Here is a 13,498-nt window from a genome sequence, read left to right on the forward strand (position 1 = left end):
TCTCATCTTCCGACGCCACGCGGGCCCGCCCTCCACCGAGGGCGGGCCCGCCCCCTATCGTGGGTCGCATGCGACACGCGAAGATCATCGCCACCTTTGGGCCCGCCACCGACTCCGACGAGACCACCCGCGCCATCATCCGCGCGGGGGCGGACGTCGTCCGCCTCAACATGAGCCACGGCGACCACGCGGTCCACGAGACGTCCTACGAGCGGGTGCGCCGCCTCAGCGTGGAGGAGAGCCGCCCCGTCGCGATCTTCGCCGACCTCCAGGGCCCCAAGATCCGCCTGGGCCGCTTCACCGACGGCCCTCATCTGCTCGAGAGGGGCGATCGGATCACCATCACCACCCGGGACGTGCCCGGGACCCGTGAGCTGGTGGGCACCACCCACAAGGGGCTGCCCGGAGACGTCGCCCCCGGTGACGTGCTCCTGGTGGACGACGGCAAGGTGCGCCTGCGCGCCGTCGAGGTCACGGACACGGACGTGCTGGCCGAGGTCGAGGTGCCGGGCACGGTCTCGGACAACAAGGGGATCAACCTGCCCGGCGTGGCGGTGAACGTGCCCGCCCTGTCCGAGAAGGACGAGCGGGACCTGCGCTGGGCGCTGCGCACCGGCGTCGACATGGTGGCGCTGTCCTTCGTGCGGGACGCCGCGGACGTGGACCGGGTGCACGAGATCATGGACGAGGAGGAGCGCCGGGTCCCGGTCATCGCCAAGATCGAGAAGCCCCAGGCGGTGGAGAACCTCGAGGCCATCGTGGACGCGTTCGACGCCATCATGGTGGCCCGCGGCGACCTCGGCGTGGAGCTGCCGCTCGAGGACGTGCCCGTGGTGCAGAAGCGCGCGGTGGACCTCGCCCGCCGCTGGGCGAAGCCGGTCATCGTGGCCACGCAGGTGCTCGAGTCGATGATCGACAGCCCGCGCCCGACGCGCGCCGAGGCCTCGGACTGCGCCAACGCCGTGCTCGACGGCGCGGACGCCGTCATGCTCTCGGGCGAGACCTCGGTGGGCGCGTATCCGGTCGAGACGGTCCAGACGATGGCCCGGATCATCGAGTCCACCGAGACCCACGGCCTCGAGCTCATCCACCCGCTCGGCTCGCGTCCCCGCACGCGCGGCGGCGCGATCACCCGGGCCGCCGTCGAGGTCGCGAACCAGCTCGAGATCCCGTTCCTCGCCACGTTCACCGAGTCCGGCGACTCGGCCCGTCGGCTCAGCCGCCTCCGGCCGCGTCAGCCGATCTACGCGTTCACCCACCACGAGCACACGCACAACATCCTGTGCCTGACGTGGGGCGTCTACCCGAAGATGGTCCCGTTCCAGGACTCCACGGACAAGATGACCCTCCAGGTGGAGCAGTCCCTCACGTCGGAGGGCATCGCCCAGCACGGCGACCTCGTGGTCATCGCCGCCGGGTCCCCTCCCGGGGCCGTGGGCTCCACGAACACGCTGCGCGTGCACCGCGTGGGCGACGACGCCGCGGGCGGCTCGTCCGCCGCCTCGCCGCAGACGCGCGAGCCGCTCGGCTTCTGGCCGGCCCGCTCCCCGCTCTGACGGGCGCGCGGGCGCCGCTCAGCCGACCTGGTCGATGACGGCCTGCGCGACCTCCCGCATGGTCAGGCGCCGGTCCATGGAGGTCTTCTGGATCCAGCGGAAGGACTCGGCCTCGGTCAGGCGCATCCGCTCCTGGAGCAGCGCCTTGGCCCGGTCCACGATCTTGCGGGTCTCCAGGCGGTCACCCAGGTCCCGCACCTCGGCCTCGAGGCTGCGCAGCTCGTCGAAGCGGGCCACGGCCAGTTCGATGGCGGGGACCAGGTCGGCCTCGGTGAAGGGCTTGACCACGTAGGCCATGGCCCCGGCCGTCCGGGCGCGCTCCACCAGCTCGCGCTGGCTGAAGGCGGTCAGCATGACCACGGGGGCAAGCCGTTCCCCGGCGATCTCGCCGGCGGCCGCGATGCCGTCCATCACGGGCATCTTCACGTCCATCACCACGATGTCCGGCCGGTGCTCGCGCACGGCCTCGACGGCGGCCCGGCCGTCGCCGGCCTCGGCGACCACCCGGTAGCCCGCCCCGGTGAGCACCTCCACCAGGTCGAGGCGGATCAGGGTCTCGTCCTCGGCGACGACGGCCCGCAGGCCGGTCTCCTCGGGAGGCGTCAGCGTGGACACGGCAGCTCCTTCGTGCGGGCCGGGACGGCGTCAGTGCGGCGCCGCTGGTGGTCCACCAGGCTACCGTGCGCGATGGGCGCGGCGCGGGCGCGGCGGCGGGGACCCTCGCCGGAAGGCCGAGGACGCCGGGTCGGGGCGCTGATAGGGTGATCGAGTCCCGCCTCCGGGCGGCACTGCCCGAATGGTGGAATCGGTAGACACGCCGCACTCAAAATGCGGTGCCGAGAGGCGTGTGGGTTCGAGTCCCACTTCGGGCACCGTCGGCGCGCGGCCACCCGCCGTGTGCGCCGTGTCCGTGATCGATCGACCCGAGCTGAGTGGTGTCCTGTGCTCCTGACCAGCCTCCTGCTGACCCTCCTCTCGGTGGTGGCGGCCGTCCCGGCCTCCCGGGCGCTGGGCAGGGACGCGGGCTGGGTCCTGGCCGCACCCCTGCTCGCCGCCGCCGGCGTGCTGATCGCGGCGTGGACGGGCGACGTCCGGACGGAGCACCATCCGTGGATCCCCGCGGTCGGGGTGGACCTCGACCTCCGGCTCAACGGCCTGGCCCTGGTGTTCGCCACGATCGTCCTCGTCATCGGCGCCGCGATCCTCGCCTACTCCAGCCGGTACCTCAGTCGGGACCGCACGGAGAGCCGCCCCGGCTCCTTCTACCTGTTGATGACCACGTTCGCGGCGTCGATGCTGCTGCTGGTGCTCGCCGACAACATCGTGGTCCTCTTCGTCGCGTGGGAGTTCACCTCCTTCACCTCCTTCTTCCTCATCGGGCGCTCGGGGGACCATGCCCGCGACCCCGCGATCCGGACCCTGCTCGTGACCGTGGGCGGCGGCCTCGCGCTGCTGGCCGCCGTCGCCGTCATGGCCGTGCGGACCGGCACTGCCTCGCTGTCCGGGGTGTTGGCCTCGGACGTGTGGTCCGAGGCGGGCTTCACCACCACGGTCGCCGTCCTGCTGGCGGTGGCCGCGTTCACCAAGTCCGCCCAGTTCCCGTTCCAGGCGTGGCTGCCGGACTCCATGGTGGCCATCTCCCCGGTCTCCGCCTACCTGCACGCCGCGGCGATGGTCAAGGCCGGCATCTTCCTGCTGCTGGTGTTCAGCCCGGTCCTGGCCGGGAACCCGGTGTGGTCCGCGCTGTTGATCGGCTCGGGCCTCATCACGGCCCTGCTGGGCGCCGTCTCCGCGATCCGTCGCCACGACCTCAAGGGTCTGCTGGCCTACTCCACGATGAGCCAGTTGGGCCTGCTGGTGACCGCCATCGGCATCGGCACCCCCGTCGCGCTTACCGCGGCGATCGTGCACACCGTGGCGCACGCGCTGTTCAAGTCGGCGCTGTTCATGCTGATCGGCGTGGTCGACCACGAGGCCGGCACCCGCGACCTGCGAGAGCTCGCGGCCCGCCACGTGCGCATGCCGGTCACCGGCACGGCGATCGCCGTCGCCGCCCTATCGATGGCGGGCATCCCGCCGCTGTTCGGGTTCATCTCCAAGGAGGGCCTGGTCGAGGCCGCTCTCGGGACCCCCGGTCCCGCATGGCTCCCCGTCCTCGTCACCGCCGGCATCGCCCTGACCTCCGTGTTCACCGTGGCCTACTCCGGCCGTCTCGTGCTCGGCGCCCTGGGCCTCTGGGGTCCAAGCCCGGACGGGGCCGCCCATTCGTGGCCGACCGGCCGGGAGGACGAGGTCCACGAGGCTCCTGCCACCTTCTGGGGCGTGCCCGTGCTGGCCGCGGCCGCGGGCGTGGCCCTGGGCCTGCTGCCCGGTGTGCTGGACACCCCCGTCTCCTACGCGGCCGAGGCCGCCTCCGGCGCGGAGGTGCACGCGCACCTGGCGCTGTGGCACGGCGTGAACACGGCCCTGCTCGTCTCCGCCGCCATCATCGTGCTCGGTCTGCTGCTGGTGGCCTTGCGCCGCCCGGTGGAGCGCGTGGCCTCCCACGCCGCCCTGCCGTTCTCCGCCCTGGATGCGGTGGACGAGGTTCGGCACCGGCTGATCGGCGTCGGCGCGGTCGTCTCGCGCGCCTCCGGCACCCTGGCTCCCCGCCCCCACCTCCTCATCCCCGCCCTGGTCCTGGGGCTCCTCGCCGTGGCCGGTGTCGCCACGATCGAGGATTTGCCCGCCGTCGTCGGCCAGCCCTCGCGCTGGCACGACTGGGTGCTGGTCGTCTTGGTGGGTGCCGGCGTGATCGCCACCATCCGCGCCAAGACGCGCATCGCCGCCATGGTGGTGGTCGGCGTCGTAGGGTTCGGCATGACCCTGTGGTTCCTCACCCTCGGCGCCGTGGACGTGGCCCTGACCCAGCTGATGGTCGAGGTGCTCACGGTGTGCGTCATGGTGCTGCTGCTGCGCCGCCTGCCCGCCCGCTTCAGCGACGAGCCGACCCCGCGCAGGATGCAGGCGGTCCTCGCCGCCTCCGTCGCCGGCGTCGCCGCGACCCTGGGCGTGCTCGCGTTCACCGGCCGCTCCAGCATGTCGGAGATCGCCCACTTCTACCTGACCCAGAGCTATGCCCAGGCTGGGGGGACCAACGTGGTGAACGTGATCCTCGTGGACTTCCGCGCCGTGGACACGTGGGGCGAGATGACCGTGCTCGGGGCGACGGCGCTGACCATCGCGGCCCTGTTGCTCAACCGTCGGCCGACGCCTCCACAGCCCTCCGCCGTGGACATGCGCTCCCCACTCGCCCACGTGCGCGAGAACCTCGTCCACATCCGGGTGTTCGGCCGTGTCTTCGGCGTGCTGATCATCCTGCTGTCCGCGTTCCTGCTGCTGCGCGGGCACTACGAGCCCGGCGGCGGCTTCATCGCCGCACTGGTCGCCGGTGCCGGCTACGCCCTGCTCTACCTGGCCGCCGACTCGGACACGGCCCCGGAGTTGCGGTGGCCGTACCTGGCCTTCATCGGCTCGGGCATCGCCGTCGGCACCGCGACGGGGATCGTCGGTTACCTCACCGGCAAGGGCTTCCTCGGAGCCGCGGGAGTGAAGGTCCTGGACTACGGGCTCTCCACCACGCTCGCGTTCGACATGGGCGTGTACCTGGCCGTGATCGGCCTGATCGTGGCCGCGTTCTCCCTGCTCGGCCCCGAGCGGCCGGGTGAGGACCCGCTCCGCGCCTCGAGCCGTGACCCCGGCGTCGCGCCGGCGGCCCCGTCCTCCGATCCCTCGGCCCCGACCACCACGACTGCACGAGAGGAGGTCACCCGATGACCGTCGCCCTTACCGTGGGACTTCTGACCTTCGGCGCGTTCTACCTGTTCTCCAAGCGCGAGCTGCTGCGCGTGATCCTCGGCATGGTCCTGCTGGGCCACGCCGCCAACCTGGCCATCATCGCCGCGGGCGGCACCGACCGCCGCGGGCTGCCCTTCGCGGGGACCTCAGACGTCGAGGTGCAGGCCGATGCCCTGCCGCAGGCCTTCGTCCTGACCGCTATCGTGATCGCCTTCGCGATCACCGTGCTGCTGCTCGCGCTGGCCGTCACCGGGCGCGCGGACGACGCGGTGGCCTCGCCGGGGGAGACCCGCGACTCCCTGGAGCAGGCCGCCGCCGACGCACGCTTCCCGCGCGAGGAGCGGCACGCCGCGGCCGGCCGGATCGCGCAGCACTACGCCGGCCAGGGCCCGGAGGTGCGTCGATGAGCGCCGTCCCGCTGGGCCAGCTGCTGCCCCTCTTCGCCGCCGTCCCGCTGCTGTCCGCCGGTCTGCTCGTGCTGGCGGGGGAGCGTCCCCGCCTCCACCGGGCAGTCCTGTTCGCGGTGCTCGGACTCGTCACCACCGGCGGGCTGGCCCTGGGCGTCCACGCCCTCGACGGGTCCGTGCTCGCCACCTCGCTGGGCGGCTGGCCCGGGGGCATCGGGATCGGCTTCGCAGCGGACATGCTGTCCGCCCTGATGCTCGTGCTCACGAGCGCCCTCACGATCGTGGGCGCGGCGTTCGCCTACGGCTCCCGCGTCGCTAACTCCCAGTTCTTCGCCCCGCTGCTCCTGATCCTCATCGGCGGAGTCAACGGCGCCCTGCTGACGGCGGACCTGTTCAACCTGTTCGTGTTCATCGAGGTCATGTTGGTGCCCAGCTACGGCCTCTACGTCCTCTCCGCCAACCGCCGTGAGCCCCTGCGCCGAGTGGACGGGGCGCGGCTGTACGTCACCCTCAACCTGCTAACCTCCACGATCCTCCTGGTCGGCGTCGGCTTCGTCTACGGGCTGACCGGCTCGGTGAACCTCGCGATGCTCGCCGGGTCCGCCGCGGCGGACCCACGCATCGCGATCGCCGCGGGCATGGTGCTGTTCGCACTGTCCATCAAGGCCTCGGTGGCCCCGCTGCACGGCTGGCTGGCCTGGGCGTACTCCTCGACCTCCCCGGCGGTGACGGCCCTCTTCGCCGCCCTGCACACCAAGGTCGCCGTGTACGGGCTCTACCGGATCTACTCCGTCATGTACGACGGCGATGCGCGTCTGCTGCCGCTCATCCTGGTCCTGTCCCTCGCCACCCTCGTGGTGGGTGCGCTCGCCTCGGTCGGTGAGCACGGTGTGCGCGCCGTGTTGTCGTGGCAGATGGTGAGCGGCATCGGCGGCATCCTCGTCGGACTCGGGCTCTCCACGCGCCTGGGTCTCGCGGCGGGCCTGTTCTACCTCGTGCACCACATGGTGGCGATGGGCTGCCTCCTGATGGCGGCCGGCGCGATCGAGGTGCGCTACGGCACCGGCCGTCTCGCGGACCTGCAGGGCCTGGCCCGGCGCGAGCCGCTGATCGCCGTCGCCTTCTTCGTGGGCCTGCTCTCCCTGGTCGGCATCCCGCCCTTCTCCGGGTTCGTGGGCAAGCTCATGCTCGTCAGCGCCGGCCTGGACGCCGGCCGCGGTGTCACCGCTGCGCTGGTGCTGGGCGCCTCCCTGGTGAGCCTGTGGGCTCTGCTGCGGGTGTGGGACGCCTGGTTCTGGGGCGCTCCGACGGCCCCACACGGGCACCGCGAGCGCCTGGCCACCGCGGCCATGCCCATCGTGGGCCGGGCGGGCTCCGTGCCGTCGCCCTCCGGCCGCGGCTCGAGCACCGACCACGAGCGCACCGAGTCGTGGGCCTCGCAGGAAACCCTCGATCCGCCCACGGGCGTGCTGCCGGTGACCGTGGATCCGGACGAGGACGTCACGCGCTCCCGCATCCCAGGCCGGCTGGCCGCCCCCGCCGTCGTCCTAGCTATGGCCACCCTCGCCCTCGGGCTCGGCGGTCAGGCCCTGTGGACCGTCACCGACCTCGCGGCTCAGGGCCTGATGGACCCCAGCAGGTACATCGAGGCGGTGCTCAACCCATGAGCACCGCACTCCCGCAGCCTCCGGAAGGAGACGCCCCCATGCACACCGTCGCCCCCGCCGACGGGACCGTCGACCTGGCGCCCGGCACGGCCTCCGCCGTGTCCTGGCCTTGGCGGTGGCTCGTGTTCTGGTGCTGGTACGCGTGGGCCCTGGTGACCTCTTCGAAGGCGGTCATCAAGGACCTCGTCACCCCCGGCGTCCAGGCGCGCTCGGGCATCGCCCGCGTGCGCAGCAACTGCCGCACGGACGCCGAGGTCACCCTGCTCTCGGCGCTGATCACCCTGACGCCCGGCACGTTGACGCTGGGCACCCGGCGTGCCGGCGCCGTCGGTGACGAGGACGGTGACCCGGACGCGCGGCGCCTGCTCTACGTGCACGGCCTGTACGCTGACGACGCCGACGCCCTGCGCGCGGAGATCCACGACATGGAGGCGCGCATGCTCCACGCGATGCGGAAGACGGGGGTGGCATGATGCCCTTCGCCTACGACTGGTCCCTGGTGGGGATCGACCTGGCCATCGCGCTGCTGACCGTGTCGGCGCTCGTGTCCGCGTACCGGATCGTGGTGGGCCCGCTCGACGCGGACCGCGCGGTCTCGGGCGACCTGCTCACGTTCAGCGTGCTCGGGATGCTCGTGCTGTTCGGCGTCCGGGCGGACAACCCGTGGACGTTCGACTTGGTCCTGATCGCCGCGGTCGTGGCCTTCCTGTCCGGCATGTCCCTGGCCCGCGCGCTCACGCGCGGCAAGCGTTGAGGAGGTCGCACCCGTGGACGTCGTCCTGACCGCCGCCGGCTCCGTGCTCGTGGTGATCGGAGCCCTTGCGTTCGTCACCGCGGGACTCGGTCTGATCCGGTTCCCCGACCCCTACACCCGCGTCTCCGCCGTGGGCACCGCCGGCGGCGTCGGGATGATCCTGATCGTGGTGGGCGCCCTGCTACTGGCCCCGGGGGTGGCCGCGTTCGTGAAGGTGGCCCTGATCGTGGTGCTGCAGCTGGGCTCGGCCTCGGTGGCCACCATGGCCCTGGGCCGCTCGGCCTACCTCACTGGGGTGCCCATGAATCCGGGGCACTACGACGAGCTCGCCGAGGATACCCCGGGGCGCGAGCACGGCGAGCCCGCTCCCCGCGCGCCGGACGAGGTCTGAGACCGCTCGCACGCGGCGTCGGACCGGCCCGTCCCGTCTCCCGGGGCGGGCCGTGCCGCCTCAGGGGCGCGGCGCCAGGACCAGGTTAGTGATGCGGGCGGTCGAGAGCCGCCGGCCCTGCTCGTCCGTCATCACCACCTCATGGGTGACGAGGGTGCCGCCCAGGTGGACGGCGGTCGCGGTGCCGGTCACGAGGCCCGAGCGGACGGCCCGGTGGTGCGTGGCGCTGATCTCGACCCCGACGACGTTGCGGTCCGGCCCGGCGTGGATCTTCGCGGCCATCGAGCCCAGGGACTCGGCGAGCACGAGGTGGGCGCCGCCGTGCAGCAGCCCGACGGGCTGCTCGTTGCCCGCCACGGGCAGGGTGGCGACGGCGCGCTCGGCCGTGAGCTCGAGGAAGCGCAGACCCATCTTCTGGGCCAGGGGGCTGATCGCCGCGCCGCCGAGGGCGGCGACGAGCTCGGGCGTCAGACCGGCCTCGGCGCAGGCCGCCTCCAGCTCGGCGGGGCTCAGCTCGGGGGTGACGCCGGGGCGGTACACGCGCTCGGAGGCGGCGGGGGTGGTCTCGGTGTGCTCACTCATGAGCACTAGGCTGGCACACGCGACCGGCGCGCCCCGCGCCGCGCGCCGAGAGGAGACGTGAGCACCCATGGCGGCAGATCCGACCCCAGAGGCCCCGCAGCGGCTGCTGGTCCTGGACGGGCACTCGATGGCGTTCCGCGCGTTCTACGCGCTGCCCGCCGAGAACTTCGCCACGGACACGGGCCAGCACACGAACGCCGTGTACGGCTTCACCGCCATGCTCCTGACCATGATCCGGCAGCAGCGGCCCACGCACGTGGCCGTGGCGTTCGACCTCTCCGGGCCCACGTTCCGCTCCGAGGAGTACGGTGAGTACAAGGCCGGCCGCTCCGAGACGCCCGCGGAGTTCGCGGGCCAGATCGAGCTGACCGTGAAGGTCATGGAGGCCCTGGGCATCCCCACGCTCACGCTGGAGGGCTACGAGGCCGACGACATCGTGGCCACTCTGTCCGCGCGCGCCGAGGAGGCGGGGTGGGAGGCCGTCGTCGTCTCCGGTGACCGGGACGCGTTCCAGCTCATCTCCGAGCGCACCACCGTGCTCTACCCCAAGAAGGGCGTCTCCGACATCCCGCCGATGGACGCGGACGCCGTCATGGCCAAGTACGGGGTCGCCCCCGCCCAGTACCCCGAACTCGCGGCCCTCGTCGGCGAGGCCGCGGACAACCTGCCCGGCGTGCCCGGCGTCGGTCCCGGGTTCGCCGCGAAATGGCTGAAGCAGTACGGGGACCTCGACGGCGTGCTCGCACACGCGCACGAGATCACGGGCAAGAAGGGGGAGGCGCTGCGCGAGCATCTCGAGGACGTGCGCCGCAACCGCCGCCTCAACGCCCTCGTGCGCGACCTCGACCTGCCGATCGGGCTCGAGGCGATGCGGCTCGAGATGCCCGAGCGCGAGCCCGTGGAGGAGCTGTTCGACGCGCTGCAGTTCAACCGCATCCGGGAGCGCGTGTTCGAGGTGTTCGGCGAGCGGGTGGGCGAGGACGCGCCGCCCCCCGAGGTCGAGGCCGCCCCGGAGTTCGCCGAGGCGACGACGGCCGAGGACGTGCGTGCGTTCCTGGCCGCAGAGGCCGGCAACCTGCTCGGCGTCCATGTGGACGTCGAGGGCCCGGCCCTGCTGCCCCGCCGCAAGGTGCCCGTGCCCGGCACGTTCGGCACGCCCGTCGGCGTCGCGCTGGTGGGCGAGCACGCGGGCCTGCACGTCACCCTCGACGGCGACGCCCCGGACCCGGCGCTGGTGGCCGCCGTGCGCGAGGCCCTGGGCGAGGGCGGACTGGCCAAGGCCGTGCACGACCTCAAGCGCACGCTCAAGGCGCTGGCCGCGCCCACCGAGGGGGACGGGCTCGGCCGGGACGCGGCCCTGGACGGCGTGGTGGACGACGTGCTGCTTTCGGCCTACCTGATCCAGCCGGACCGGCGGGACACCTCGCTCGAGGCGCTGGCGGAGGCGCATCTGCACACCCCCCTCACCGCCCCGCGCGAGCCCGCGCAGCAGCGGGCGCAGGGGACGTTCGACCTCGACGGGGGTCAGGCCGCCGCCGAACGCGCGGACCGCGCCGCGGACGCCGTGAGGGCCGCCTGGGTGGTGCGCCGTCTCTCCACCCAGTTCACGCCCCAGGTGCTCGACCGCGGGGCCCAGCGGCTGCTGCAGGAGCTCGAGATCCCGCTCTCGCGGCTGCTCGCCCGGATGGAGCTGACCGGCATCGCCGTCGACGTCGACGCCCTGACCGGCCTGCGCGAGGACTTCACCGACGCCGCCGACGCCGCCAAGGAGTCCGCGTGGGCGTCCGTCGCGGAGGAGACCGGCGGGATGCAGGTCAACCTCGGCTCGCCCAAGCAGCTGCAGGAGGTGCTGTTCGAGCGGCTCAACATGCCGCGCACGCGCAAGACGAAGACCGGCTACTCCACGGACGTGGACTCGCTGCAGGACCTGCTCGAGCAGACCCGGCACCCGTTCCTCGAGAACCTGATGGCCCACCGTGACGCCTCGAAGCTCCGGCAGACCGTGGAGGGGCTGCTCGAGACCGTCGCCCCGGACGGCCGCATCCACACCACCTACTCGCAGACCGCCGCCGCCACGGGCCGGCTGTCTTCGCTGCACCCGAACCTCCAGAACATCCCGGTGCGCACCGAGGCGGGCCGCCGCATCCGTGAGGTGTTCGTGGCGGACGAGGTGGCCGGCGAGCAGGCCGTGCTGCTCTCGGCCGACTACTCCCAGATCGAGATGCGCATCATGGCGCACCTGTCCGAGGACGAGGGGCTGATCCAGGCCTTCCGCGAGGGCGAGGACCTGCACTCGTTCGTCGGCTCGCAGGTGTTCGGGGTGGACCCGGACGACGTCACCGCCGAGCAGCGCGCCAAGGTGAAGGCGATGAGCTACGGCCTGGCCTACGGGCTGTCCTCCTTCGGGCTGTCCAAGCAGCTGAAGATCTCGGTGGACGAGGCGCGCGGCCTCATGAAGGGCTACTTCGACCGCTTCGGCGGCGTGCGCGACTACCTGCGCGACGTCGTCGCGCAGGCCCGACAGGACGGGTACACCTCGACGATCGAGGGGCGCCGCCGCTACCTCCCGGACCTCAGCTCGGACAACCGTCAGCTGCGGGACATGGCCGAGCGCGCCGCGCTCAACGCCCCCATCCAGGGCTCGGCCGCGGACATCATCAAGCGCGCGATGCTCGACGTGCAGGCCGGCCTCGAGGAGCACGGGCTGGCCTCGCGCCTGCTGCTGCAGGTCCACGACGAGCTCATCCTCGAGGTCCCGGCCGCCGAGCTCGACAAGGCCACGGCGCTCCTGAAGGAGCGGATGGGCCGGGCCGCCGAGCTCTCCGTGCCGCTCGACGTGCACGTCGGCCAGGGAAGGAGCTGGCATGACGCCGCACACTGACGCGCCGGAGGGTCCGTCGCTGCGGCGGCTGGCCGACGCCGCCGAGGACCGGCTCGGCGAGCACGGCCTCGCGCTGCGCGACCTCGGGGTCCTCGGCCCCGAGGACCCCGCCGCATCGCACTTCGCGGCCGCGGTCGAACGGGGCTTCTACGAGACGGTGCCCACGGGCGCCGCGCTCCGCCAGCAGCTCGAGGCCCACGCGGCCGACGGACGGCGCCGGCTCGGCGTCTACGCGCCGGGGGACGACCCGGCGGCCCGCCGCCCCGCCGCCACCTTCGAGGACTTCGTGCAGCCGCTGACCACGTGGCCCGGCCGCACCGTCGACGCCTGGCTGATCACCGACGTGACCGTCTCGCCGGACGCCCGCCGGCGCGGCGTGCTGCGGGCCATGATGCTCAGGTCCCTCGCGGACGCCCGCGACGCCGGCCTGTGCGCGGCCGCCCTGACCGCGACCGAGGCCGCCATCTACGGCCGCTTCGGCTTCGGGGCCGCCACCCGGTGGCACGCCGTGCGGATCGACGTCTCGGGCGCCCCCGCGTTCACGGGCGCCCCGGCCGGCGGGCGGGTCACGGTCGAGGAGCCGCGGGAGATCCCCGGCCTCGTGGACGAGCTGTACGGGCGGGTGCTGCCGGCCACCCCGGGCTCGGTCCAGCGGACCTCGTTCAGCGTGCCTCGCTGGGAGGACCGCGAGGCGAGTCGGAACGAGGGGCGCGGCTCGGGGCTGTACGCGGCGGTCCACCGCGACGACGACGGGCGGGTCCAGGGCGTCGCGCTGTATCGGTTCGAGGGCTGGGAGAAGGAGCCGCCCACGATCACCGTCACCGCGTTCCTCGCGGCGACCGCCGACGCGCGGCGCGGGCTCGTCCACCACCTGGCCCGGCTGGACCTGGTCGAGCGGATCGAGTGGGGCCGCGCACCCGAGCCCGGTTGGCTCGAGGCGCTCTTCGTCGACGAGCGGCGGGTGAGCCGGCACCGCGGCTCCGACGACCTGTACCTGCGGGTCCTGAACCTGCCCGCCGCCATGGCGGCCCGTGGCTGGGCGGGCGACGGGGAGGTCGTCGTCGCCGTCGAGGACGCGCTCGGCGCGATCGACGGGACGTGGCGGCTCACCGTCCGCCGGGGGCGCGGCGCCGCCGAGCGGCTGGGCCCCGCGGCCGACGCCGTCCGCATGGGCGCGGGGCTCCGGCTCGACGCGGCCCGGTTCTCCGCGCTCTGGCTCGGCGGGCACTCCCGCGGGGCCGGCGCCGCGGTGCTGGCGGAGGCCGGTGTCGTGGCGGAGCTGCGGGCCGGCGCGGCGGAGGCGTTCGACGGGCTTGTGCGACCCAGCCGACCCCTGCACACCCTCGTCGGCTTCTGATACGCTAGACGAGCACATTCGTGCGCATTTGATACATGTCCATCACGACCCACGCCGGGTGGGGCC

Annotated in this window: 11 protein-coding genes and 1 tRNA gene; 10 read left to right on the top strand and 2 right to left on the bottom strand. The window is 73.1% G+C overall.

The genetic code is table 11. From position 1 onward, the window contains the following. Positions 1 to 68: 68 nt before the first annotated feature. Positions 69 to 1,556, top strand: coding sequence for a pyruvate kinase (gene pyk / locus AC0VX0_RS05180; RefSeq protein ID WP_069941451.1), 1,488 nt, complete (start codon positions 69 to 71; stop codon positions 1,554 to 1,556). 18 nt (positions 1,557 to 1,574) lie between these two features. On the opposite strand, the gene AC0VX0_RS05185 is transcribed toward pyk, so the two are convergent. Then, complete coding sequence (locus AC0VX0_RS05185) at positions 1,575 to 2,171, bottom strand: ANTAR domain-containing response regulator (RefSeq protein WP_010078752.1); 597 nt, start codon at positions 2,169 to 2,171, stop codon at positions 1,575 to 1,577. Between the two features lie 175 nt (positions 2,172 to 2,346). On the opposite strand from AC0VX0_RS05185, the gene AC0VX0_RS05190 reads away from it, so the two are divergent. The 7 genes from AC0VX0_RS05190 to AC0VX0_RS05220 all read left to right on the top strand — a co-directional run bounded on the left by AC0VX0_RS05190 (position 2,347) and on the right by AC0VX0_RS05220 (position 8,612). Further along, positions 2,347 to 2,428 (top strand) — tRNA-Leu (locus AC0VX0_RS05190). Positions 2,429 to 2,498: 70 nt separating this feature from the next. Further along, positions 2,499 to 5,372 (top strand): DUF4040 family protein, encoded by a 2,874-nt coding sequence (locus tag AC0VX0_RS05195; RefSeq protein WP_036315350.1) that lies wholly within the window; start codon positions 2,499 to 2,501, stop codon positions 5,370 to 5,372. After that, positions 5,369 to 5,800: a cation:proton antiporter subunit C gene (locus AC0VX0_RS05200; protein WP_010078750.1), complete on the top strand. Its 432-nt coding sequence runs from the start codon at positions 5,369 to 5,371 to the stop codon at positions 5,798 to 5,800. The genes AC0VX0_RS05195 and AC0VX0_RS05200 overlap by 4 nt, the downstream gene beginning before the upstream one ends. Further along, complete coding sequence (locus AC0VX0_RS05205) at positions 5,797 to 7,467, top strand: monovalent cation/H+ antiporter subunit D family protein (RefSeq protein WP_010078749.1); 1,671 nt, start codon at positions 5,797 to 5,799, stop codon at positions 7,465 to 7,467. The genes AC0VX0_RS05200 and AC0VX0_RS05205 overlap by 4 nt, the downstream gene beginning before the upstream one ends. Positions 7,468 to 7,505: 38 nt before the next feature. After that, entirely contained in the window at positions 7,506 to 7,940 is a 435-nt protein-coding gene (locus AC0VX0_RS05210) for a Na+/H+ antiporter subunit E (protein WP_010078748.1), read from the top strand. Beyond that, a complete protein-coding gene (locus AC0VX0_RS05215) occupies positions 7,937 to 8,221 on the top strand; it encodes an MrpF/PhaF family protein (RefSeq protein WP_010078747.1) in 285 nt (94 codons plus the stop codon). Before AC0VX0_RS05210 ends, AC0VX0_RS05215 begins: the two co-directional genes overlap by 4 nt. Before the next feature lie 13 nt (positions 8,222 to 8,234). Beyond that, positions 8,235 to 8,612 (top strand): cation:proton antiporter, encoded by a 378-nt coding sequence (locus AC0VX0_RS05220; RefSeq protein ID WP_036315347.1) that lies wholly within the window; start codon positions 8,235 to 8,237, stop codon positions 8,610 to 8,612. 60 nt (positions 8,613 to 8,672) lie between these two features. Here the strand turns inward: AC0VX0_RS05220 and AC0VX0_RS05225 are convergent, their stop codons facing one another. Beyond that, complete coding sequence (locus AC0VX0_RS05225) at positions 8,673 to 9,194, bottom strand: PaaI family thioesterase (protein WP_036315345.1); 522 nt, start codon at positions 9,192 to 9,194, stop codon at positions 8,673 to 8,675. A gap of 67 nt (positions 9,195 to 9,261) precedes the next feature. Between AC0VX0_RS05225 and polA the strand changes: the two genes are divergently transcribed. Further along, positions 9,262 to 12,075, top strand: a complete 2,814-nt coding sequence (gene polA, locus AC0VX0_RS05230) for a DNA polymerase I (protein WP_376174026.1) — start codon at positions 9,262 to 9,264, stop codon at positions 12,073 to 12,075. Then, positions 12,059 to 13,432, top strand: a complete 1,374-nt coding sequence (locus AC0VX0_RS05235) for a GNAT family N-acetyltransferase (RefSeq protein WP_376174029.1) — start codon at positions 12,059 to 12,061, stop codon at positions 13,430 to 13,432. The genes polA and AC0VX0_RS05235 overlap by 17 nt, the downstream gene beginning before the upstream one ends. Positions 13,433 to 13,498 lie beyond the last annotated feature (66 nt).

It is taken from the genome of Micrococcus sp. iso_26 (assembly GCF_056172975.1).